At 71.9% G+C, this 21,768-nt stretch carries 20 protein-coding genes and 3 pseudogenes; 5 read left to right on the top strand and 18 right to left on the bottom strand.

Annotated elements, in window-relative coordinates; translation table 11 throughout:
- Positions 1-26 precede the first annotated feature (26 nt).
- Entirely contained in the window at positions 27-1,523 is a 1,497-nt protein-coding gene (locus tag ACYVIP_RS41045; RefSeq protein WP_460406498.1) for a M1 family metallopeptidase, read from the top strand.
- Between the two features lie 4 nt (positions 1,524-1,527).
- Here ACYVIP_RS41045 and ACYVIP_RS41040 read toward each other — a convergent pair whose 3' ends face one another.
- The 3 genes from ACYVIP_RS41040 to ACYVIP_RS41030 all read right to left on the bottom strand — a co-directional run bounded on the left by ACYVIP_RS41040 (position 1,528) and on the right by ACYVIP_RS41030 (position 5,375).
- Positions 1,528-2,541, bottom strand: a complete 1,014-nt coding sequence (locus ACYVIP_RS41040) for an endonuclease/exonuclease/phosphatase family protein (protein ID WP_460406497.1) — start codon at positions 2,539-2,541, stop codon at positions 1,528-1,530.
- Positions 2,534-2,740, bottom strand: a complete 207-nt coding sequence (locus tag ACYVIP_RS41035) for a hypothetical protein (RefSeq protein WP_460406496.1) — start codon at positions 2,738-2,740, stop codon at positions 2,534-2,536. Before ACYVIP_RS41035 ends, ACYVIP_RS41040 begins: the two co-directional genes overlap by 8 nt.
- An 82-nt stretch (positions 2,741-2,822) precedes the next feature.
- The gene (locus ACYVIP_RS41030; RefSeq protein WP_460406495.1) at positions 2,823-5,375 is read right to left on the bottom strand and encodes an ATP-dependent Clp protease ATP-binding subunit; all 2,553 of its coding nucleotides are present in this window, start codon (positions 5,373-5,375) and stop codon (positions 2,823-2,825) included.
- 574 nt (positions 5,376-5,949) lie between these two features.
- Here ACYVIP_RS41030 and ACYVIP_RS41025 point away from each other — a divergent pair.
- Positions 5,950-6,528, top strand: coding sequence for a (2Fe-2S)-binding protein (locus tag ACYVIP_RS41025; protein ID WP_460406494.1), 579 nt, complete (start codon positions 5,950-5,952; stop codon positions 6,526-6,528).
- A 9-nt stretch (positions 6,529-6,537) separates the two neighbouring features.
- Here ACYVIP_RS41025 and ACYVIP_RS41020 read toward each other — a convergent pair whose 3' ends face one another.
- Positions 6,538-7,509, bottom strand: coding sequence for an ArsR/SmtB family transcription factor (locus ACYVIP_RS41020; protein WP_460406493.1), 972 nt, complete (start codon positions 7,507-7,509; stop codon positions 6,538-6,540).
- A gap of 66 nt (positions 7,510-7,575) precedes the next feature.
- On the opposite strand from ACYVIP_RS41020, the gene ACYVIP_RS41015 reads away from it, so the two are divergent.
- Positions 7,576-8,817: an MFS transporter gene (locus ACYVIP_RS41015; RefSeq protein WP_460406492.1), complete on the top strand. Its 1,242-nt coding sequence runs from the start codon at positions 7,576-7,578 to the stop codon at positions 8,815-8,817.
- A 31-nt stretch (positions 8,818-8,848) separates the two neighbouring features.
- Here the strand turns inward: ACYVIP_RS41015 and ACYVIP_RS41010 are convergent, their stop codons facing one another.
- The gene (locus ACYVIP_RS41010) at positions 8,849-9,196 is read right to left on the bottom strand and encodes a histone-like nucleoid-structuring protein Lsr2 (protein ID WP_460406491.1); all 348 of its coding nucleotides are present in this window, start codon (positions 9,194-9,196) and stop codon (positions 8,849-8,851) included.
- Positions 9,197-10,030: 834 nt separating this feature from the next.
- On the opposite strand from ACYVIP_RS41010, the gene ACYVIP_RS41005 reads away from it, so the two are divergent.
- The gene (locus tag ACYVIP_RS41005) at positions 10,031-10,774 is read left to right on the top strand and encodes a class I SAM-dependent methyltransferase (RefSeq protein WP_460406490.1); all 744 of its coding nucleotides are present in this window, start codon (positions 10,031-10,033) and stop codon (positions 10,772-10,774) included.
- Here ACYVIP_RS41005 and ACYVIP_RS41000 read toward each other — a convergent pair.
- The 7 genes from ACYVIP_RS41000 to ACYVIP_RS40970 all read right to left on the bottom strand — a co-directional run bounded on the left by ACYVIP_RS41000 (position 10,771) and on the right by ACYVIP_RS40970 (position 17,494).
- Complete coding sequence (locus ACYVIP_RS41000; protein ID WP_460406489.1) at positions 10,771-11,547, bottom strand: type III pantothenate kinase; 777 nt, start codon at positions 11,545-11,547, stop codon at positions 10,771-10,773. The two genes, ACYVIP_RS41005 and ACYVIP_RS41000, sit on opposite strands and share 4 nt — an antisense overlap.
- A 5-nt stretch (positions 11,548-11,552) precedes the next feature.
- The gene (gene panD / locus ACYVIP_RS40995; protein WP_460406488.1) at positions 11,553-12,026 is read right to left on the bottom strand and encodes an aspartate 1-decarboxylase; all 474 of its coding nucleotides are present in this window, start codon (positions 12,024-12,026) and stop codon (positions 11,553-11,555) included.
- 13 nt (positions 12,027-12,039) lie between these two features.
- The gene (gene panC, locus ACYVIP_RS40990) at positions 12,040-12,954 is read right to left on the bottom strand and encodes a pantoate--beta-alanine ligase (RefSeq protein ID WP_460406487.1); all 915 of its coding nucleotides are present in this window, start codon (positions 12,952-12,954) and stop codon (positions 12,040-12,042) included.
- A complete protein-coding gene (locus ACYVIP_RS40985; RefSeq protein ID WP_460406486.1) occupies positions 12,951-13,853 on the bottom strand; it encodes a Rossmann-like and DUF2520 domain-containing protein in 903 nt (300 codons plus the stop codon). Before ACYVIP_RS40985 ends, panC begins: the two co-directional genes overlap by 4 nt.
- A 79-nt stretch (positions 13,854-13,932) precedes the next feature.
- Positions 13,933-15,042, bottom strand: a complete 1,110-nt coding sequence (locus tag ACYVIP_RS40980; protein WP_460406517.1) for a PrsW family intramembrane metalloprotease — start codon at positions 15,040-15,042, stop codon at positions 13,933-13,935.
- Between the two features lie 123 nt (positions 15,043-15,165).
- Positions 15,166-16,956 (bottom strand): DUF6779 domain-containing protein, encoded by a 1,791-nt coding sequence (locus tag ACYVIP_RS40975; protein ID WP_460406485.1) that lies wholly within the window; start codon positions 16,954-16,956, stop codon positions 15,166-15,168.
- A 58-nt stretch (positions 16,957-17,014) separates the two neighbouring features.
- On the bottom strand, positions 17,015-17,494 hold the full coding sequence (locus ACYVIP_RS40970; protein WP_460406484.1) for a DUF3180 domain-containing protein: 480 nt from the start codon (positions 17,492-17,494) through the stop codon (positions 17,015-17,017).
- A gap of 61 nt (positions 17,495-17,555) precedes the next feature.
- Between ACYVIP_RS40970 and ACYVIP_RS40965 the strand changes: the two genes are divergently transcribed.
- Entirely contained in the window at positions 17,556-18,473 is a 918-nt protein-coding gene (locus ACYVIP_RS40965; RefSeq protein WP_460406483.1) for a MerR family transcriptional regulator, read from the top strand.
- A gap of 53 nt (positions 18,474-18,526) precedes the next feature.
- Here the strand turns inward: ACYVIP_RS40965 and folK are convergent, their stop codons facing one another.
- The 6 genes and pseudogenes from folK to ACYVIP_RS40935 all read right to left on the bottom strand — a co-directional run.
- Positions 18,527-19,021, bottom strand: a complete 495-nt coding sequence (gene folK / locus ACYVIP_RS40960) for a 2-amino-4-hydroxy-6-hydroxymethyldihydropteridine diphosphokinase (protein WP_460406482.1) — start codon at positions 19,019-19,021, stop codon at positions 18,527-18,529.
- 7 nt (positions 19,022-19,028) lie between these two features.
- Positions 19,029-19,388, bottom strand: a complete 360-nt coding sequence (gene folB / locus ACYVIP_RS40955; RefSeq protein ID WP_460406481.1) for a dihydroneopterin aldolase — start codon at positions 19,386-19,388, stop codon at positions 19,029-19,031.
- Positions 19,385-20,245: a dihydropteroate synthase gene (gene folP, locus ACYVIP_RS40950; RefSeq protein ID WP_460406480.1), complete on the bottom strand. Its 861-nt coding sequence runs from the start codon at positions 20,243-20,245 to the stop codon at positions 19,385-19,387. Before folP ends, folB begins: the two co-directional genes overlap by 4 nt.
- Positions 20,242-20,589: pseudogene (gene folE / locus ACYVIP_RS40945) on the bottom strand (GTP cyclohydrolase I); the annotation flags it as partial. The pseudogene folE and the gene folP, both read right to left, overlap by 4 nt.
- Before the next feature lie 525 nt (positions 20,590-21,114).
- Positions 21,115-21,372: pseudogene (locus ACYVIP_RS40940) on the bottom strand (GTP cyclohydrolase I); the annotation flags it as partial.
- 57 nt (positions 21,373-21,429) lie between these two features.
- Positions 21,430-21,768 (bottom strand): annotated as a pseudogene (locus ACYVIP_RS40935) (ATP-dependent zinc metalloprotease FtsH); the annotation flags it as partial.

Genomic DNA, 21,768 nt, shown 5'->3' with positions numbered 1-21,768 from the left:
TCGCGCATCACGGCACGTCAGCCATCATGGCCCAGGTTCACCAACGACAGGAGCAGTTCACGATGCACCACGGCCCGGCAGCCCGCGCCGCCTGCCTCGCGCTGGCCGCGGTCGGCCTCGCCTCGCTCGCCGCGTGCACCGAGGAATCCGCGCCGAACAGCTCGGTCGACCGCCCGGCCCCCACCACCGTGGCCGAGGCCGCCCCGGGCGCGGACGGCGTCGGCGACCCGTACTACCCGCAGGACGGCAACGGCGGCTACGACGTCACCGACTACCACGTGTCCATCAGCTACGACCCGGCCAGCCGCGAGCTGGACGGCGACACCGTGGTCACCGCGACCGCCACCGGCGAGCTGTCCACGTTCAACCTCGACCTGTTCGGCCTGGAGGTCACCGGGGTCGAGGTCGACGGCGCCTCGGCGGAGTTCGCGCGGGAGGGCGACCACGAGCTGGTGATCACGCCGGCCGCGCGGATCGCCGACAACGCCACCTTCGAGACCAGGGTCCGCTACGCGGGCACCCCGAAGATCATCGGGGAGGGCGATCTCGGCGAGAACGGCTGGCAGATCGCCAGCTCCGGCGGCGCGTTCGTGGCCGGCGAGCCGCATTCGGCGACCTCCTGGTACCCCGCCAACGACACCCCGCGCGACAAGGCGACCTTCCGCCTGGACGCGCGCGTGCCCACCGGCTGGAGCGTGGTGTCCAACGGCCTGGAGAAGCCGCCGACCAACGGCCGGGACGGCTGGACGACCTACCACTGGCACGAGCCCAACCGGATCGCCACCTACCTGACCACTGTCGGCATCGACAGGTGGACCTTCGAGCGCTCCACGCTGCCCGGCGGGATCCCGCTGGTCAGCGCGTACGCGCCGGGGCAGGAGGACAAGCAGCGGGTGGAGTCCCGGCTGCCGGAGATCATCGAGTTCCTCACCGAGAAGTTCGGGCCCTACCCGCAGAGCGCGGCGGGCGGGATCTACATCAACGAGAGCATCCCGTTCTCGCTGGAGACCCAGGGCCGGCCGGTCTACGCCGACTGGGCGGACCTGTCGGTGGTGGTGCACGAGAACGCCCACCAGTGGTACGGCAACTCGGTCACGGTCTCCTCGTGGGCCGACATCTGCCTCAACGAGTGCTTCGCGAGCTACGCCTCGTGGCTGTGGGAGGAGGCCAAGGACGACGTCGACCTCGACCGGCGCTACCGCCTCGAGGTCGCCCGCACCACCGACGAGTTCTGGCAGGACCCGCTCTACGACATGGGTGCGGGCAACGAGTTCGGCGCGGTCTACCAGAAGGGTCCGCTGGCGCTGCACGCGTTGCGCCACCAGATCGGCGACGAGGCCTTCGACCGGGTGCTCAGGGAGTGGCCGGCCAGCCAGCGCGACGACAACGCGTCCTGGCCGGAGTTCGAGCGGTTCACCCAGGAGATCGCCGGCGAGGACCTCGGCGACTTCTTCGCCGCGTGGTTCCACGGGACGTCCCAGCCGGCCGACGAGTTCCTCTATCCGGGATCGCTCGGGCGCTGAGGGTTCACGGCAGGATGATCTCCGCGAGCACCGCGCTGTGGTCGGTGCCTGGCACGTCGAACACCGAGTAGCCGCCGATCGCGCAGCGGCGGTCGGCCAGGATGTGGTCGATGGTCACCGGCGGGCCGGTCGGCCAGGTCGACCAGGTGGGGGTCATGGCCTGGCCGGTCTCCTCGGCCGCGTCGGCGTAGCCGAGGTCGACCAGGTCGCGGAAGGCCCGGTGGTCAAGGCTCGCGTTGAAGTCGCCGGCCAGCACGCGGATCCGCTCGCGCGGGGTCGGCGGCGGCAGCAGGTCCATCTCCCGGTGCCAGGTGTCCGCGCCATCGGGTCGGACCCCGGGGAAGACGTGCACCGCGGTCAGCTCGACGTCCTCCTGGCCGTCCATGTCCACCACCACCGACGGCTGGGACAGCGACGTCTCGTCCATCAGCACGATCCGGCGCAGCGGGATCCGGGACGCGATGCCGGTGCCCTCGCCGCCGAGGCCGGTGTCGTAGACCCGGTAGGGCAACAGCTCGTGCAGCCCGTCGCGGTCGAGCGCGGTCTCGGCGGCCGCGGTCAGCTCCGGCAGGACGAGCACGTCGACCTGCTGGGTACGGGCGAGGTTCACCACCGTCCCCGGGTCGGCCCGGCCGAGGAACAGGTTGATCGCCATGACCCGCAGCCGGTCGCCGCGAACGTCGGGCTGGGCGTCGGACAGCACCCTGGGGGCCAGCAGCGCGGCCAGCGCGACGGTGAGCAGCAACACCACGCCCGCGGCGCTTCGGCGGCGCAGCAGCAGGCTGACCAGGCCGAGCAGCAGACCGAAGCCCGCCAGGTACGGGGTGATCGCCATCGCGGCGATCAGCCACTCGGTCGACTCGAAACCCCACAGGCGCAGCCCGGCGAAGGCGAGGAACACCACGGCGAACAGCCACACGACGAAGCCGACCTTGCGCCCGCCCGGCCGACGGCGACGGCCGCCGTCCGCCGGTGCGTCCGGCGCCGGGTCGGCCTCGGCCGCCGCGGCCCTAGCCACGCTCGTTGCCGCGCTTGTAGTTGCCGGTGGCGCGGGCGAGCAACTGCTGGGCGCTGTCGTCGTCGGCCCGGTCGAGGCGGGCGAGCAGCGCGGCGGCGGCCCGTCCCCGGACGGTCGTCACCGTCCGGCCGCCGCGGGATATCAACACCTGACCGTCCTTCGTGGTCCGCCAGTCGAACGGGTCGTCCTCCAAGGGCATGGCACCAGAATGCCCGAACTGGCGGCCAAGCATGGGAAAAGCCGCGTCCCCGAGGCGGGGACGCGGCTTTTCGCCGGACTGGCTAGGCCGACTCGTCGCCCTCGATGACGTCGTGGCCACTGCTCGCGGCCATGTCAACCGGGGGGACGTCGGGCACGACACCCGGCTTGGGCTCGCCGCGGAAGGTGAACGTCGCCTTGTCGGTCGACGTGCCCTCCTCGCCGTCCCAGCCGTCGACGTCGCAGATGATGATCTGGCCCGGCGTGATCTCGCCGAACAGGATCTTCTCCGACAGCTGGTCCTCGATCTCGCGCTGGATGGTGCGCCGCAGCGGACGGGCACCGAGCACCTTGTCGAAGCCGCGGGTGGCGAGCAGCTTCTTGGCCGCCGGCGTGAGCTCGAGAGCCATGTCCTTGTTGCGCAGCTGCTCCTCGACCCGCGCGATCATCAGGTCCACCATCTTCACGATCTGCTCTTCGGTGAGCTGGTGGAACACGATGATGTCGTCGATGCGGTTGAGGAACTCCGGCCGGAAGTGCTTCTTGAGCTCGTCGTCGACCTTCTGCTTCATCCGGTCGTAGCTCTGGTCGCCACCGCCGGAGGTGAAGCCGAGGCTGACCGCCTTCGAGATGTCCTGGGTGCCCAGGTTCGAGGTGAAGATGATCACCGTGTTCTTGAAGTCGACCGTACGGCCCTGGCCGTCGGTCAGGCGACCGTCCTCGAGCACCTGCAGGAGGGTGTTGTAGACCTCCTGGTGCGCCTTCTCGATCTCGTCGAACAGCACCACCGAGAACGGCTTGCGCCGCACCTTCTCGGTCAGCTGGCCGCCCTCCTCGTAGCCGACATAGCCGGGAGGGGCACCGAACAGCCGCGACGCGGTGTAGCGGTCGTGGAACTCACCCATGTCGATCTGGATGAGCGCGTCGTCCTCGCCGAACAGGAACTGGGCCAGCGCCTTGGACAGCTCGGTCTTACCGACACCGGACGGGCCGGCGAAGATGAACGAGCCGGACGGGCGCTTCGGGTCCTTCAGGCCGGCACGAGTACGGCGGATGGCCTGGGAGACGGCCTTGACCGCGTCCTCCTGGCCGATGATCCGCTTGTGCAGCTCGTCCTCCATGCGGAGCAGACGCGTGGTCTCCTCCTCGGTGAGCTTGAACACCGGGATACCGGTCCAGTTGGCCAGGACCTCGGCGATCTGCTCGTCGTCGACCTCGGCGACGACGTCGAGGTCGCCGTCCTTCCACTGCTTCTCCCGCTCCGCCTTCTGCCCGAGCAACTGCTTCTCGGTGTCGCGGAGCTTGGCGGCCCGTTCGAAGTCCTGCGCGTCGATCGCGCTCTCCTTCTCCCGGCGCACGTCGGCGATCTTCTCGTCGAACTCGCGCAGGTCCGGCGGCGCGGTCATGCGGCGGATGCGCATCCTGGCGCCGGCCTCGTCGATCAGGTCGATCGCCTTGTCCGGCAGGTACCGGTCGTTGATGTACCGGTCGGCCAGGGTGGCCGCGGCCACCAGCGCCGGGTCGGTGATCGTGACGCGGTGGTGCGCCTCGTACCGGTCGCGCAGGCCCTTGAGGATCTCGATGGTGTGCTCGAGGGTCGGCTCGCCCACCTGGATCGGCTGGAAGCGGCGCTCCAGCGCGGGGTCCTTCTCGACGTACTTGCGGTACTCGTCGAGCGTGGTGGCACCGATGGTCTGCAGCTCACCTCGGGCGAGCATCGGCTTGAGGATCGACGCCGCGTCGATCGCGCCCTCGGCGGCACCCGCACCGACGAGCGTGTGGATCTCGTCGATGAACAGGATGATGTCGCCGCGGGTGCGGATCTCCTTGAGCACCTTCTTCAGGCGCTCCTCGAAGTCGCCCCGGTAGCGCGAGCCGGCGACCAGCGAGCCGAGGTCAAGCGTGTAGAGCTGCTTGTCCTTTAGCGTCTCGGGCACCTCGCCCTTGACGACCATCTGCGCGAGACCCTCGACGACGGCCGTCTTGCCGACGCCCGGCTCGCCGATGAGCACCGGGTTGTTCTTGGTGCGCCGCGACAGCACCTGCATGACCCGCTCGATCTCCTTGGCCCGCCCTATCACCGGGTCGAGCTTGCCCTCGCGGGCAGAGGAGGTGAGGTTGCGGCCGAACTGGTCGAGCACCAGCGACGAGGACGGGGTGCCTTCGCCCCGGCCGCCGGTCTCCGCCGGCTCCTTGCCCTGGTAGCCGGACAGCAGCTGGAGGACCTGCTGGCGGACGCGGTTGAGGTCGGCGCCGAGCTTCACCAGGACCTGGGCGGCCACGCCCTCGCCCTCGCGGATGAGGCCGAGCAGGATGTGCTCGGTGCCGATGTAGTTGTGGCCGAGCTGCAGCGCCTCCCGTAGCGACAGCTCGAGGACCTTCTTGGCCCGGGGGGTGAAGGGGATGTGTCCGCTCGGCGCGTGCTGACCCTGGCCGATGATCTCCTCGACCTGCTGCCGCACGCCTTCCAGCGCGATCCCCAGTGACTCCAACGCCTTGGCGGCGACACCCTCACCCTCGTGGATCAAGCCCAGGAGGATGTGCTCGGTGCCGATGTAGTTGTGGTTGAGCATCCTGGCCTCTTCTTGGGCCAGCACAACCACCCGCCTCGCGCGGTCGGTGAACCTCTCAAACATCTGCACTCCTGACTGCTGCGCCGGCGGTCCTTGCCCACCGCGTTTACCTGCTCGCGGTGGGTTCAGCACCGTGTGGACCACTGTAGTCGCCCAGCCGGTCGCGCTCAGTACCACTTGCTGCCGGGCATGGTCTTCTTCTCGCGACGGAAACACCGTCACATGGCACAACGTGCGGCAATCGGAATGGATTCCGCAAGTGAGCGCTGTCCGCTGAGCGCGAACAGGGCCTCGAGAGGCGCTCGCGCGGGCTCGCAATGATCAACTCCGTCGGGTAAGGTTAGCCAAACCTCACTCACCAGTTGGACGATGGAGACCGCCCGTGCGGAGCAATGCGAGCCTACGGCTCGTGACAGGTACTCGGCGAGACGCCCTCGCCGAGTCGGTCGCTCGCGTGGCAGCCCGGCAGGCCAGAGTCACGTTGCGGATCGGCACTCCGAGTGATTCCCACGATTGGGTGAATTGCGCATCATTACTCTCTGACAGCACGTCCTTTGACCGGTGGCGAGAGTCACTCGCGACGTGGCTGGTCGACCAGTACGGCGACGCCCCGGAGCGGACCACGGCCGGTTACGTCATGGCGTGGTACCTGTCGGTCCCCGGGTACGTGGCGGCGCTGTTGTTCCACCACGAGCGGCGGGTGCCCTCGCTGCGCCCGGAGCACCTCGCGTTTCGCACGACTCGACCGAGGCCCCATCCGGAGTCCACCGCGCTGCTAGATCCGCGCTTCGTCTGCCTGCCGGACGACCCGGCGGCCGGCACGCCGGACGCGACCGTGGTGCCCGACGAGGGGGCGCTCGCGGCGGTGTTGCGGGGGCGGTTCACCGCGCACGCGGCCCGGTTCGTCGCCGCGTTCGCGCCGACGGTGCGCTTCGGCCGGCACACGCTGTGGGCCGCGGCCACCGACGCGCTGGACGACTCGATGCTGCTCGCCGGCCGGTACGGCGGTGACGAGGCCGCTGGTGTGGTCGACGCGGCGCTGCTGTTGCCGGAGCGGTTGTCGCCGCTGACGTCCGGGTCGACCATGCGCCCGGTCGCCGGTGCGGCCGGGGAGCCGGTGTCCTGGACCAGGCGGCGGGAGAGCTGCTGCTTCCACTACCTGCTCGAGCACGGCAAGGGCCCGTGCGCGACCTGCCCCCGAGTCCTTCCCAGGTAACCACCAGGTTTACGGGGTGAGGGCGTCGCCAAGGGGGGTGCGGCGGTAGAGGACCGAGCGGCCGGTGCGGGTGCGGGTGACGAGGCCGGCGCGGCGCAGGATGGCGAGGTGGTCGCCTACCGCGCCGGTGGCCAGGTGCAGGGTGGTAGCCAGTTGGGTGGTGCTGGCCGGGTCGGCGAGGGCGGTCAGTAGGCGGGCTCGGGAGTTGCCGACGAGGTCGGCCAGGGCTTGGGGTTGGGGTTGGGGCGCGGGGGACAGTAGGGCGGCGGTGCCTCGCGCGGGGTAGATGAGGGCGTGGGGCCACGGGGGGTCGGTGTAGATCGCCAGCTTGGGCCAGACGAAGACGGACGGCACGAGCAGCAGGCCCTGGCCGCGCAGGTCGACGTGCAGGTCGACCGGGTGGCGGATGAGGATCTGGCCGTCGTGCCAGCGGACCCGGCGGTGCAGGCCGCCGAGGGCGGCCGCCCAGCCGCCCCGGCTGAGCAGGCCGGCGCGGTGGATGACGTCCCGCTCGCAGACCGCGCGCATCGCCGGCCAGTCGCCGACGACCAGCTCGTGCCAGGCGGTCTCCATGGTGTCGGCGATCACCTCGACCACCGACTCGTCGTCGAGCACGGCGCGCACCCGGCCGGTGGGCACCGGGCCGCCGGCCAGGCTGGTGGCGATCTCCTGGCGCGCCAGCGCCAGCGGCGTCGACCGGACGGCGGCCAGGTCGTCCTCGATGGTCTGGGCCAGGCTGGCCGGCGGTGGCGCGACGAACGCCGCGCCGTAGCGGCCCCGCTGCAGGGCGAGCACCGCGTCCAGTGCCGTGGTCTCCCGCAGCTCGCGGAACACCGGGCGCACCCTGGCCAGCCATTCCGGCGGCAGCCGGTCGGCGCCCGCCCCGCTCAGCCTGCGCAGCAGGTTGTCCAGCTCGAACAGCGGGGACACCGCGAACCGGCTGTTCAGCAGGTCGTCCCGGTGCACGGTGAGCCGAAGCACGGCGCCGACCTTACGCCGTGGGGCGAATCATTAGTGGCTCCGCGCGCCGGTCAAGACGATCGGGTCATGACCGAGACCACGCCACGGGCGACCTATCGGCAGGCACTGGCCCAGCCGGTGTTCCGCACGGTGTTCTGGACCCGATCGCTGGCCGTCGGCGCGGACACGCTGCGCACGATGGCGCTGTCGATCCTGGTGTTCACCTCGACCGGCTCGGCGTTGCTCGGCGCGCTGACCTTCGGCATCTCGTTCCTGCCGCAGGTCGTCGGCGGGGTGCTGGTCGGCGCGCTGCCCGACCTGGTCCGGCCACGGCCGCTGCTGGTCACCGGGTACCTGCTCGAGGCCGCCGGGGCCGCCGCGCTCGCGCTGGCCGGGCTGCCGGTGTGGGCGAGCCTGGTACTGGTCGCCGGCATCGGCGCTCTCGCGCCGGTGTTCAACGGCACCGCCGGGCGGCTCACCGCCGAGTCGCTCACCGGCGACGTGTTCGTCCTCGGCCGCAGCCTGTTCCAGCTGGCCGGCTCGGCCGCGCAACTGTTCGGGCTGGCCGCCGGCGGACTGGTGGTGGCCGCCGCCGGCGCGGAACAGGCGCTGCTCATCACCGCGGCCATCCACCTGGTCAGCGCGCTCGGCGCGGCACTGCTGCTGCCCAACCTGCCCGCGCCCGGCCGCGGCGGCCGGCGGGCGCTGCTGAGCCGGAGCTGGCGGGGCAACCGGGCGCTGCTCGGCGACCCGGTCGTGCGCCGGATCCTGCTCACGATGTGGCTGCCGCCCGCGTTCGCCACCGGCGCGGAGAGCCTGCTCGTGCCCTACGCGCTGCTGCGCGGGTTTCCCGACGCCGCGCCCGGCCTGCTGCTGGCCTGTGTGGCGGCGGGCATGTTCGCCGGCAACCTCGTGGTCGCCCGGCTGCTGGCGCCGGCGACCAGAGAACGGCTGGTTGGCGTACTGGTCTGCGTGCTCGGGGTGCCGCTGCTGCCGTTCGCGCTGGACGTCGGCGCCGTGGCGGCGGGGATGCTGTTGACGCTCACCGGGTTCGGCTTCGCCTACGGCCTTGGCCTGCAGCAGCGGTTCGTGCAGGCGGTCCCGGCCGACCAGGGCGGCCAGGCCTTCGGCCTGATGTCGACCGGGCTGATGACCTTGCAGGGCGTCGGGCCGGCGGTGTTCGGCCTGCTCACCGAGGCCGTACCGGTCGGCATGTGCATCGCGATCGGCGGGCTGGGCGCCGTGCTCGTCGCGCTCTGGATCGGCCGAGGTGAGACGTCTTCACAAAATGTCAGCGCCGGTTCTCCACCCACCGCGAAACCGCGGTAAGGAGAACCGGCGCTTATGACAACGCAAAAGCTCAGGCCTGGGCGTTGTAGGCGTCCGTGACCTCCTTCGGGATTCGACCCCGATCCGAGACGTTCATGCCCTGCTTGCGGGCCCACTCACGAATTGCCTGGTTCTGTTCCCGATCCGCCGAGGCGGTGCGCGGCGGGCGTCCGGTAGCCGCCCGAGCGGCCGCGCGCTTACGGCCACCGGCGCGCCGGGCGTGCTCCACGTATTCGGCCAGCGCGTCCCGCAAGCGCTCCGCATTGTCCTCGCTGAGATCGATCTCGTAGAACGCGCCATCCAAACCGAACTCAACGGTCTCCTCCGCCTCGGAACCATCAAGGTCGTCGACCAGGGTAACCATGACCTTCTGCGCCACTGCGCCCTCCTAGGCTAGAAACTCGAGGCGGAACTTCGTCCGTCGCACGACATAAATACTCCCACTAAGGAGGTTAACGCAAATCGCGGCTCAAGTTTAGTGACGTTCGTGCTCGAACAGTCTCATTCAGCGGCAACCTGCGCCATTCCGACCCGTCAGCCGGACAGCATTCCGGGGCGGGCGCCGGTCACCTGCGGTTTCGCCTGTCGACCAGCCAGGATTAGCCCGTGGCCAGCTCAAACCCGGGCGTCGAACGATGTCGACCGGTACCCGGTCGCGGTCTCGGCCGGGAGATCACGCGCGCACGTTCGACGCCATCCGGCGGCGTGACTTCCGCGTCCCGTGTGGCGGTACACCGGTTCTCCGGATGCCGTCGGCAACGGTGTCCGCCGGGAGCCGAACACCGCCACCCTCGGTCTACTCCGACACCCCGAAGGCACCCCGAAGGCACCCTGAAGGCATCGCGAACCAGGGAATGCGATACGGCGGTTCCGGAACAGCGTGGCGGCGCCGTGGCGACAGATCCGCTCGCAGGGCGTTGGCGTGCGCCAATGCGCGCATCCCGGTGCGGAATGCGCGTTTCCAGGTTGACTGCCTTGTGCCCGGCCAAAAGCAAGTCGGCGGGCCCACGTTGTTCGGGCCGAGCATCGCTCGTAGTTCGGTACCGGCGCCCTCGACTACAGTGGCAAAACACAACTTACCTGTATTAGGCACCGAACTGACCCGCCCAGTGACGCCGACCACGTCGCCGCCGGCGGCGCGGTTAGCCAAATTGGATTAGCGCCAGGTCCGCACCGGGCGGTCAGCTTCTCCCGACAGGGTACTTTCCACCACATGGAGGAAAGCAGCAGTCGCGCCCGCTCGTTCGGTCTGCGCCCGACCGACTACCACGAACACCGCCCGGACTATCCGGCCGCCGCGATTCGCTGGGCGCTCGCGGCGAGCACCCGCGAGGTCCGCGAGGTGCTCGACCTGGCGGCGGGCACCGGCAAGCTCACCGGCGGCCTGCTCGACCTTGGCCTCACGGTGACCGCCGTCGAGCCCGACGACGGCATGCGCGGCGTGCTCGCCGAGCACTTCCCGCAGGTGCCGGCGCTGGCGGGCACCGCGGAGGAGATCCCGCTGCCGGCCGGGTCGGTGGACGCGGTGCTGGTCGGTCAGGCGTTCCACTGGTTCGACCGGGAGCGTGCGCTGCCCGAGATCGCCCGCGTGCTGCGGCCCGGTGGCGTGCTCGCGGTGCTGTGGAACGGCGAGGACCCGAACGTCGACTGGGTCACCGAGCTCGTCACGGCGTCCCGCACGACCGCGCACCCTGGCTGGCAGGGCGAGCTGGAACTGCCGGTGCACGAGGATTTCGACACCGCCGAGCGCACCATAATGCCGCACACGCTGCGCCGGACGGCGGACTCGATGGCCGGCTACCTCGGCACCCAGTCGCGCCTGCTGATGGTCGACGACGACGAGCGGGAAACCGTGCTGGCGCGGGCGCGGGCCTATCTGCGGACCCGCGCGGAGACCTCGGCCGGGGAGTTCGACCTGCCGATGGTGACCGAGATGATCCGAGTACGACGCCGCTAACGGGTGTTGCGCTCGAAGACCAGCCGCAGCCCGAGCAGGGTCAGGTCCGGGCGGTGGTCGACGATCGTCGCCGACTCGTCCACCACCAGCGGCGCGAGCCCACCGGTGGCGATCACCGTGACCTCGGCCGGGCGGGTGGTCCGCGCCAGCTCGTCGATGATCCGGGTGACCAGCCCGTCGACCTGCCCGGTGAACCCGTACAGGATCCCCGACTGCAGGCACTCGACGGTGTTCTTGCCGATCACCGACCTCGGCCGGACCAGTTCCACCTTGCGCAGCGCGGCCGCGCGGGCGGCGAGCGCGTCGACCGAGATCTCGATGCCCGGGGCGAACACGCCGCCGAGGAACTCGCCCTTCGCGGAGATCACGTCGATGTTGGTCGAGGTGCCGAAGTCGACCACCACGCACGCGGTCTCGTGCAGGTAGTGCGCGGCCAGGGTGTTGATCACCCGGTCGGCGCCGACCTCCTTGGGGTTGTCCACCAGCAGCGGCACGCCGGTCCGCACGCCGGGCTCGACGATCACCCTGGGCACCGCGCGGTAGTAGCGGCCGAGCATCACCCGCAGCTCGCGCAGCACCGCGGGCACGGTGGACAGCGCGGACACCCCGGTGACCTCGTCGGCGTGCTCGCCGAGCAGCCCGCGCATGGTGAGCGCCAGCTCGTCGGCGGTCATCCTGGCGTCGGTGCGCATCCGCCAGTCGCGCACCAGTTCGCTGCCCTGGTACAGGCCGAGCGCGATGTTCGTGTTGCCGACGTCGATGGCGAGCAGCACCGCGGTCAGCTCTCCGGTTGGAGCAACGCGTCCAGCAACGCGGCCTCGGCGGTCTCGGCCAGCACCGGCGCGGGCTGGCTGACCCGGCCGCTGGTCAGCCCGTTGCCGGCGGCGGTCGGGTCGGTGCCGGTGTCGACGATCTTGTTGGCCTCGTCGACGAACACCACCCGTGGGCGGTGCACGGCGGCCTCGGCGTCGTCCATCGTGCCGTAGGCGATCAGGATGACCAGGTCGCCCGGGTGCACCAGGTGGGCGGCGGCGCCGTTGATGCCGAGCACCCCGCTGCCCCGCTCGCCCTCGATGACGTAGGTCTCCAGCCGGGCGCCGTTGGTGACGTCGACGATCGCGACCTGCTCCCCCGCCAGCAGGTCGGCGGCCTCCATCAGCACCGGGTCGACGGTCACCGAGCCGACGTAGTGCAGGTCGGCCTGGGTGACCGTGGCCCGGTGGATCTTCGACTTGAGCATCGTGCGGAACATCGCGGTCCTCCCCCTACTGGTGTTCGCCTACTGGGTGTTCGCCATCGTGATCGCCACCGTGATCGCCGAGGAGCACCGAGACATTGTCGATCAGCCGGGTCGACCCGACGCGAGCGGCCACCAGCAGGCGCGCCTCGCCGCGTTCGGGCGCCGGGCCGAGCCCGGTGCCGCGCAGCGTCAGGTAGTCAAGGTCGACCATCGGCTCCTTGTCGAGCACCGCGCGCGCCGAGGTGAGCACCGCGTCGGCGCCGGCCGCGCTGACCCCGGCGCCCGCGGCGAGCGCGGCGGACAGGGTGACCGCGGCGGCCCGCTGGTCGGGGTCGAGGTAGGCGTTGCGCGAGGAGAGCGCGAGGCCGTCCCGCTCGCGCACGATCGGCACGCCGATCACCCGCACGTCCAGGTTGAGGTCGCGCACCAGCTGCTTGATCAGCACCAGCTGCTGGAAGTCCTTCTCGCCGAACAGCGCGTAGTCCGGGCGGACGATGTTGAGCAGCTTGGTGACCACGGTGAGCACGCCGGCGAAGTGCCCCGGCCGGGAGGCGCCGTCCAGCTCGCTGCCCAGCGGCCCCGGCGCGATGGTGACCTGCGCGCCCGGCGGGTACAGCGCGGCGCGCTCCGGGGTGAACACCAGCTCCACCCGCTCCTCCCGGCACACCTCGAGGTCGGCCTCCAGCGGGCGCGGGTAGCGGTCGAAGTCCTCACCCGCGCCGAACTGCAGCGGGTTGACGAAGATCGAGGTGGCCAGCACGGTGTTGGGCAGCCTGCGCGCGGTGCGCAGCAGCTGGCGGTGGCCATCGTGCAGCGCGCCCATGGTGGGCACCAACGCGATCTTGCGGCCGACGCCCCGCAGCGCGCGGGTGATCCGCACGACCTCGTCGACGCCGCTGTGGACGTGCAGTTGGCCGGGGGTGAACTTCGGGGGGGTCATCCGTGCTCCTCGTCGGCGCCGCGTTCGATGGCGGCGGTGACATCGGGGGCGAGGTCGGCACGCAGCAGGCCCGCCTGTTCGGCGCGGCTGGCGGTGCGGGCGGCGAGCGCGCGATAGCCGGGCAGCATGTCGGGGGCGTGCTCGGCGAGCACCCGCAGGTGGGCGCGCACGGTGCCGGCGTCGCCGCGGGCGACCGGGCCGGTGAGCGCGCGGTCGCCGTGGCGCAGGGCGTTGTCCAGCGCCGCGGACAGCAGCGGGCCGAGCATCCGGTCCGGGCTGCCGACCCCGGCTGCCCGCAGCAGCTCCGCGGCCTCGGCGACCAGGGTGACCAGGTGGTTCGCCCCGTGCGCGAGGGCGGTGTGGTACAGCGGGCGGGCAGCCTCCGGCACGCGGACCGGCTCGCCGCCCATCTCCACCACCAGCGCCTCGCCGACGCTCCACGCTGTCTCGTCGCCGTCTTGGGCGGTGATGCCGAAGCAGCAGGTGGCGATCCGTTCGAGGTCCTCGGCGCGGCCGGTGAAGGTCATCACCGGGTGCAGTGCGATGGGCAGGGCGCCGTGGTCGACGGCGGGGCCGAGCACGTCGACGCCGTGCGCGCCGCAGGTGTGCACGACGATCTGGCCGGCGCGCAGCGCGTCGGCGGCGGCCAGGCCACGCACCATGCCGGCGAGCGCGTCGTCCGGCAGGGCGAGGAGCACGAGGTCCGCGCGCCGCACGACCTCGTCCGGCGGCAGCAGCGGCACGCCGGGGAGCAGTTCCTCCGCGCGGTCGACCGACTCGCGGGACACGCCGGAGGCGGCGACGATCTGGTGGCCGGCGCGGGCCAGTGCGGCGCCGAGGACCGCGCCGACCCGCCCGGCGGACACCACGCCGACGGCCAGTCGAGCCGGTCGGTTCATCGGGCGCTCGCTTCCTGTTCGGCTGTCGAAATGAGCGTAACCACCCGGAAAGGGCGGCCCGCGAGGCGGGTGATCAGGCTCACCGGCCGGCCGCGCGCCGTTTCGAGAGGTTCACCCTGGCCGCCAGCAGCGCGGTGACCAGCTGGTTCTCCCGCTCCGGCGCGCCGGCGTCGGCGAGGCCGAGGCGGTCGGCGTGCCAGAGGAAGGCCAGCTCGGTGACCGCGGCCTGGTAGCCGGCGAGGTTGCGGGCGGCGGTACGACCGTCGCGGCGGGCGACCCGGACACGCCAGGCGCGGCGGGCGGCCAGGTTGCTCAGCCGGCGCAGGTCGCCGAGGTCGACCCAGCCGCGTTCGACCATGCCGGGCAGGGCGTCGGCCACGATGCGTTGTTCGCGGCGGCGGTGCCAGCCGACGAACAGCACGCCGCTGATGAAGATGGGGACCATGACGAGGAAGTAGACGTTGAGGAAGGTCTGCGGGGTGCCCAGCGTCGCGGCCGCGTTCCACATGGCGTGCAGCAGGACGGCGGCGAGGTAGCCGCCGATCGGGGCGAGCACGCGCACCGCGCGGTTGGGCGTGCGCACGGAGATGCCGACGCCGATGCCGATCATCGCGGTGAACAGCGGGTGGCAGAAGGGGGCCAGCACGCCGCGCAGGATGAACGCGGTGATCACGCCGGGGGTGGTCGCGTCGCCGAAGCCGTACTCGGCGAACGCGCGGCCGAAGTAGTAGATGTTCTCGGTGAAGGCGAACCCGGCGGCGACAAAGCCGGCGTAGACGACGCCGTCGATGACCCCGTCGAGCTCGTTGCGCAGCCAGAACATGATGCCGATGACGAAGGCGCCCTTGGCGGCCTCCTCGAACAGCGGGGCGGAGACGATCGCGCTGATGGTGTCGCCGTGGCCGTTGCCCAGCAGCGCGTCGCCGACGGCCTCCGCGGTGTTGTTGATCAGCAGGGCGGTGATCGCCGCGACGCTCGCGCCCCAGCCGAAGGCCAGCCACAGCAGGCGGGCCGGCTCGGGTTCCCACCGGTCGATCCACAGCAGCGCGGCGACGATCGAGCCGACGGGCACCAGCGCGGCGACGATGCCGACGAGCTCGGCGACCAGGCCGACCTTGGCGGTGCTGATCGCGAGCAGCGCGAGCCCGCAGCCGGCGAGCACGACCAGGCCGATGGCGGGGAGCAGCACCGTGCGCCGACGGGTGTGCCGGTGCTGGACGGGGCTCTGGCTCACGGATAGCCACCCTACGGTGCGATCGGCGGCAGGCCCGGTGGCGTGGCCGGGAATGACGCGTTCGTGACTTGTGGCGGGTTACTCCTTGCGGCGACGGCGGCGCGGGGTGCTCGGGCGGTCGCCGCCGTGGGAGGCGAGCAGTTCGCTGACCGAGCGGCCGGCGGCGTGGGAGCCGGATGGTTCGGCGGCGGCGTCGTCGGGGCGGCCGTCGCGGGTCTCCTGCCAGGTTGGCTGGCCTTCGGCGCGCCGGCGGCGGCCGCCGGCGTCGGGGGTGGGCGTCGGGCCGGGCTGGGGGCGGCTGACCGCCTGGCTGATGCCCGACGACTCGGCGCGGGTGAGTGCGGGGCCGTAGCCGGAGGACTCGGCGGGACCGGGTGATGGGCGGTAGCCAGGGGGGCCGGCTGGCCCGTTGTGGCCGACCGCCTGCCCGTAACCGGACGACTCGGCCGGTCCGTAACCGGCGGCCCCGTTACGGCCAACGGCGGGACCGAAACCCGACGACTCGGCCGGTCCGTAACCAGCGGCCCCGTTGCGACCAACCGCGGGACCGAAACCCGACGACTCAGCCGATCCGTAACCAGCACCATTGCGGCCAACCGGCTGACCGAAGCCGGAAGCCTCCGCAGCGCCATAACCAGCGCCATTACGGCCAACCGGCGAGCCATAGCCCGAGGACTCCGCCGCACCGTTGCGGCCGACCGGCCGACCGAAACCGGAAGCCTCCGCAGCGCCATAACCGGCGCTGTCGCGGCCGACCGGCTGGCCGAAGCCAGAAGCCTCCGCCGCGCTGTGACCAGCGGATCCGTTGCGGCTTACCGCGGGGCCGTAGCCGGAGGACTCCGCCGCACCGGGGCCGGGGGCGCCGTTGCGGCGGACCGGTGAGCCGAAGCCCGAGGACTCGGCCCTGCTCGCCGCCGGCCCGAAGTCCGAGGACACCGGGCGGCCGGCGGGGGCGCCGAAAGCCGGTGGCTCGGCGGCCGACAGGTGCCCGGAGGCCGCCGCCTCGAATCCGTTCGCGTCCGCGCGGCCGACCGGCTCCACATACCCGGAGGCCACCGAGTTCCGCCGGTTCGGGTCCGCCTTCCGGTCGCCGCGACGGGTCGGCTGCGCGGGTTTGGGCGGTTGGTTCGTACCGACGCCATCTGGCACGAACCAGCGGTCGGACAGCTCCGCCGGATGCACCTGCTGCCACGGCTCCCCACCGGCGTCCACCACCGGCGACTTGGCCGGCCGAGGGACCTGGGTGCGGCCTGCCGGCCGGTCCGGGCGCCGGGGCAACGGCTCGACCTTGCGGTTGGCCGACTTGCTCGCCTTGCCGATCGCCTCGATCAGGTCGGTCTGCGCGTCCTGGACGATCGCGGTCGCCGGCGGCAGCCGTTTCAGGTCGAGGTCGTCGGACAGCGAACGCATCCTGGTCGACTCGGCGCGCAGCGCGTACCGCTCGACGAGGAACTCCCCGCCGAGCAGGCCCTCCAACGTCTGGCGCAGGCCGAGCAACTCCTGGCGCAGGCCGGCGATGTCGTCGCGGGCCTCCTCGTCGGCCTGCCGGTGCGCCTCGGCCGCGACCTCGAGCTCGTACTCGCGGCGGGCGGCGATCTCCCGTTCCAGCTCAAGCTGGTAGCGCTCATGCCTCTCGGCGAGCACATCCTGCTGGTCGGCGACCTGGCGCCGGTACCGCGCGGCGACGAACGCACCGGCGAGCGCGGCCCACAACGCGGCCACGATGCCCAGGCGCAGCCACCGCTGCTCGTCGGTCAGGATCAACGCGGCGGTCGCGGCGAGAGCGAACAGAACCGCTGCGCTGAGTAGCAGCCGGCCGCCGAGCGAACCCCGCGAAGGCTCGCTGGACGAGTCGCTGCGGGCGTTCATGGCTCACACCGTACCTGTCCGTTATCTGGGCGAGACCCCGCCGATGCGAAAGAATCACTCAGCCGGATTCCCACGATCGATACTCCGGAGGCGGATTCTCCTGGTCGTCCGGGGTGCGGCAGCACCACTCGAGGTACAGCGCAGCCCCGATCAACACCACCGAACAGCCAATGCCGATCACCGCACCGGGAGTGTCCAGGGCGGCGGCGGTGATGTCGGGACGGCGCGGCAGCACGTAGCCGAGCAGGGCGAGCCAGGCGCCGAGCATGATCGCACCCAGTAATGACGAGGCCTTGGCGAGCGCGACCGCGCGCGCGGCGGTGAGCGGTTGCACCGGCCGGGCCGGGTCGTGGTCACGGATCCGGGCACGCAACGAGGCCCCGAGCGCGCCCTCGACCACCGCGAGCACCAGCAGCGTCCCGCCCGCGTAGCGCGGGATCGGCGGCAGCTGGGCATAGAAGGTGTTGACCAGAAGGTAGCCGATCCCGGCGGCCAGCAGACCGGCGACGACCAGGTCGCGAGCCCGGGTGAAGTGCATGGCACCAACGTTACCGGCGAGACTTGACTCTCCAGTGACTGGAAGGTTGAGCATGGCGGCCATGGGCGACAGGGGTGTGTTCACGATCGGCGAGCTCGCTCGCCGGACGGGCCTGAGCACCCGCACGATCCGGTTCTACTCCAACGAGGGGCTCCTGCCGCCGGCCGACCGCACGCACGCCGGGTACCGACTGTACGACTCGGCCTCGCTGGCCCGGCTGGAACTGCTGCGCACGTTGCGCGAGTTGGGGTTGGGCCTGACCGACGCCGGTGCGGCGCTCGCCGGGAGGTCGAGCGTCGCCGAGCTGGCGGGGCGGCACGCGGAGCTGCTCGACGAGCAGATCCGGGTGCTGCGGTTGCGCCGGGCGGTGCTGCGCGCGGTCGCCAAGAACAATTCCGAACTGGACGAGGTGAGATTGATGAAGGACCTGGCGACGATGTCGGACGAGGAGCGCGGGCGACTGATCGACGACTTCTGGGACGAGGTGATGGGTGGGCTGGACATCAACCCGGACTTCGCGGCCGGCATGCGCTCGGCCAAGCCGGAACTGCCAGACGATCCGCGGCCCGAGCAGTTGCAGGCGTGGCTGGAGCTGGCGGAACTGGTTCAGGACAAGGACTTCCGCGACCGGACAAGGCAGATGAGCGAGGAGCACGCCACCGCGCGAGCGGCCGGCGAGACGATCACCATGCCCACCGAGGAGGAGACCGAGCGCTGGCAGTCGTGGTCGGACAAGGCAGCGGCCGCGCTGGCGGCCGGGCAGGCGCCGGACTCGCCGGCCGGCCGGGAGTTGGCGGCCGCGGTGAGCACGTCGATGGCCATGCCGCCGGCGCAGGCGGCCGACCGGCTCGCGGTCGGCACGGACGCCAGGTCCGAGCGCTACTGGCAGCTGATGGCGACGATCAACGACTGGCCGCCGGTGCCGACCAGGGTGCCACCCATGGAGTGGATCATCGCCGCCCTCCGCGCGACGCCCTGAATGAGGCATTGGCGACGTTCACCGTCCTGAATGAGGCATTCAGGGCAGGTGGCCTAGGGCAGGGTGAGGTCGTCGCGGCGGTGGACGTCGGCTCGGGCGGCCGTCGGTAATGCGGCCAGTAGGTCGGCGACCGGTCCGTGACCGGGCAGCTCCGCCGCCGGGTCGACCGCGAGCCAGGGGATCAGCACCGTCGCCCGGGACGGGGTCCCTGGGTGGGGCAACAGCAGGTCGGGGTGGTCGCTGGTGACGCCGTCCACGGTGACCACGTCCACGTCCAGCGTCCGCGGGCCCCACCGCCGGGTGCGCACCCGGCCGGCCTGTCGCTCCAGCTCCTGGGCGCGGTGCAGCCATGCCCAGGCGTCGGCCGCCGGGTCGGCCACCACCAGCACCGCGTTCAGGAAGTCCGGCTGGTCGGTCACGCCCCACGGGGCGGTCTCGTACACCGGCGACACCGCGGTGACCACCTCCGCCAGGCCGGTCACCGCCACCCGCAGGTTCGCCAGCCGGTCCCCGAGGTTCGCGCCGATCGACAGCACCGCCCTGGTCACAGCTCGGTCACCGCTCGCGGCGGATGGTCACCGCCACGTCCGCGAACGTCAGCGGGATCGGCGCGCTCGGCTTGTGCACGGTGACCTCGACGGCGTGCACCCGCTCGTCGGTCAGCACCATGTCCGCCACCTCGCCGCCGACCGTCTCGATCAGGTCGCGTGCCGGGCCGCCGACGATCGCGGCCACGCGCTGGGCCAGCTCGCCGTAGTGCAGGGTCTCGGCCAGGTCGTCGGTCGCGGCCGCGCGCTCCAGGTCCAGCCACGCGGTGACGTCCACCAGGAAGTCCTGGCCGGCGCGCTTCTCGTGGTCGAAGACCCCGTGATGGCCCCGCACCCGCAGCCCGGTCAGCGTGATCCGGTCGGTCACGAGGAGTCCCCGGTCAGCGCACCGGTCATCGCCCCGGCCACCGCGACCGCGTCCAGCGAGCGCGGCACGTCGTGCACGCGCACGCCCCACGCCCCGGCCATGGCGACCAGCGCCGAGATCACCGCGGTCGCCTCCTCGCGCCCGTCCGGCGGGCGCGGGTCGCCCTCCTTGTCGGCGAGCAGCGTGCCGAGGAACCGCTTGCGGGACGCGCCGACCAGTATCGGAAAGCCCAACCCCAGCAACACGTCCAGCCGCCGCAGCAACGCCCAGTTGTGCTCGGCGCGCTTCGCGAACCCGATCCCGGGGTCCAGGACCAGCGCCGACGGGTCGACCCCGGCCGCCACCGCCGCGTCCACTCGCGCCCCCAGCTCGTCGCGGACATCGGTGACCACGTCGCCGTAGACGGCGAGGGAGTCCATGTGGTCGCTGTGGCCGCGCCAGTGCATCAGGATCCACGGCACGTCCGCGGCGGCCACCACGCGCGCCATGTCCCGGTCGGCCAGGCCGCCGGAGACGTCGTTGACCACGCTGGCGCCCGCGGCCACCGCGGCCTCGGCCACCCGCGCGCGGGTGGTGTCCACGCTCACCACCGCGCCGGCCGCCGACAGGCTCCTGATCACCGGCAGCACCCGCTCGATCTCGGTGGCCGCGTCCACCCTGGCCGCGCCCGGCCGGGTCGACTCGCCGCCGACGTCGATCAGGTCCGCGCCCGCGGTCCACATCGCCAGGCCGTGCGCCACCGCGTCGTCCAGGTCGAGATACCGGCCGCCGTCGGAGAACGAGTCCGGGGTCACGTTCAGCACGCCGACCACGGCGCACCGGCCAGGACGCGGGAGCGCGGGGTGCACCTTGGTCATCTGGTCCGGCCGCGGATCAGGTCGAGTGCCTCGGACCTGGAGGTGGACGAGGTGCGCAGCATGCCGCGCACGGCCGAGGTGGTGGTGCGCGCGCCCGGCTTACGGACCCCGCGCATCGCCATGCACAGGTGCTCGGCCTCGACCACGACGATCACCCCGCGCGGGTCGAGCTTGCGCACCAGCGCGTCGGCGATCTGGGAGGTCAGCCGCTCCTGGACCTGCGGCCGCTTGGAGTAGAGGTCGACCAGGCGGGCGAGCTTGGACAGGCCGGTGACCTTGCCCCGCACGTTGGGGATGTACCCGACGTGGGTGACGCCGTGGAAGGGCACCAGGTGGTGTTCGCAGTTGTGCGTCAGGTGCCCGGCGACCAGGAACGTCGGGTGCGGGTCGCAGGTGAGGCTGTACACGGTGAACGGCGACTCGGCCGGCGACTCGAACGGGCGCACGGTGGTCACCGGCAGCCAGCGGGACTCCGCCAGCTCGGTGTGGTGGGACTCCTTGGCGAAGCCGTGCCGAAGCCACCAGTCGTCGCCGCCCGCAGCGGGCTCGACCGGGCGTCGGCGTGGCAGGGCGAAGGACATCGGCCTGCTGGCGAGGCTGCCCGGCTCGGTCCACTCGATCGCCGTGCCGGTCACGCCCGCTGCCTCGGCCCAGCCGTCCGGGGTGGCCAGCGGGTGGTCGGGGGTGACCACGAAGCTGCCGCCGGAGGTGACCACCTCGACCAGCTGGCGCACCGGGCGGGCGGTGATCCTGGTGACCGTGGTCGTCTCGGCGCGGCCCTCGACCAGGGTCCACAGCTGGTCGCCGACCCGCACGTCGGCCGCGTCCAGCGGGCCGCCGACCGCGTCCACCGGCTGGCGGCCGGGCACGCAGGTCGAGTACGTCGGGATGTCGGTGACCAGTACCAGTTCGTCGTGGCACTCGTCGAACGTCTTGTCCAGCACGGTGTCCGGATCGGTGTACAGCCCGGCGAACATCTCCAGGTATGCGCGCGCGACCCGGGCGGGAGTGTCCTGTAAACCCTCCCGGTCCGGGTCCTCGCCACACGCCAGCAGCAGCTCCCGCACGGCCTTCTCGGCCCGTGCGTGGTCGAACACCGGCGTCGACCCGCTGTCGTGGTGATACAACGGGCCTTGCCGGGCTCCGCCGGCGGAGCTGTCAGCCGTCAAATGTGCCTCCGGGACTCAGCGCCCAGCATCCCATTCCGGGCCCCGGCCCCGCTCATCCGGATCGGTTGGTCCATTGGTTGGACCGTTCTGGCCACGTTGGTCCCGGCCGCGGTCCTCCGGCGCCGGGTCCCAGGACGGCCGCCACTGCTGGGGCTGGCTGGGTGGCGTGGTGGCCGGGGTCCAGCCGGGCGGCGCGCCGTAGTTGGGCGGACCGGCGCCCGGGTTGGGCTGGCCGTACGGACCCGGTTGCGGCGCGGCGGGATAGGGCTGGCCGTACGGGCCTGGCGGCGGGTGCGGCAGGCCGTTGGGGCCGGCGCCGTTGCCGCCGGGCGGCGGGGTCGAGCCGGGCAGCGG

This window comes from Actinophytocola sediminis, assembly GCF_054779715.1.
Note: the sequence above shows the minus strand (reverse complement) of the source record. Positions and strands in the feature narration are given on the sequence as shown.

Coding starts and splice junctions, on each gene's coding strand:
- ACYVIP_RS41045 (WP_460406498.1), top strand. CDS start 27: ATGGCCCAGGTTCACCAACGACAGGAGCAGTTCACGATGCACCACGGC.
- ACYVIP_RS41035 (WP_460406496.1), bottom strand. CDS start 2,740: ATGCCCTTGGAGGACGACCCGTTCGACTGGCGGACCACGAAGGACGGT.
- ACYVIP_RS41030 (WP_460406495.1), bottom strand. CDS start 5,375: ATGTTTGAGAGGTTCACCGACCGCGCGAGGCGGGTGGTTGTGCTGGCC.
- ACYVIP_RS41025 (WP_460406494.1), top strand. CDS start 5,950: ATGGCGTGGTACCTGTCGGTCCCCGGGTACGTGGCGGCGCTGTTGTTC.
- ACYVIP_RS41015 (WP_460406492.1), top strand. CDS start 7,576: ATGACCGAGACCACGCCACGGGCGACCTATCGGCAGGCACTGGCCCAG.
- ACYVIP_RS41005 (WP_460406490.1), top strand. CDS start 10,031: ATGGAGGAAAGCAGCAGTCGCGCCCGCTCGTTCGGTCTGCGCCCGACC.
- panD (WP_460406488.1), bottom strand. CDS start 12,026: ATGTTCCGCACGATGCTCAAGTCGAAGATCCACCGGGCCACGGTCACC.
- panC (WP_460406487.1), bottom strand. CDS start 12,954: ATGACCCCCCCGAAGTTCACCCCCGGCCAACTGCACGTCCACAGCGGC.
- ACYVIP_RS40985 (WP_460406486.1), bottom strand. CDS start 13,853: ATGAACCGACCGGCTCGACTGGCCGTCGGCGTGGTGTCCGCCGGGCGG.
- ACYVIP_RS40975 (WP_460406485.1), bottom strand. CDS start 16,956: ATGAACGCCCGCAGCGACTCGTCCAGCGAGCCTTCGCGGGGTTCGCTC.
- ACYVIP_RS40970 (WP_460406484.1), bottom strand. CDS start 17,494: ATGCACTTCACCCGGGCTCGCGACCTGGTCGTCGCCGGTCTGCTGGCC.
- ACYVIP_RS40965 (WP_460406483.1), top strand. CDS start 17,556: ATGGGCGACAGGGGTGTGTTCACGATCGGCGAGCTCGCTCGCCGGACG.
- folP (WP_460406480.1), bottom strand. CDS start 20,245: ATGACCAAGGTGCACCCCGCGCTCCCGCGTCCTGGCCGGTGCGCCGTG.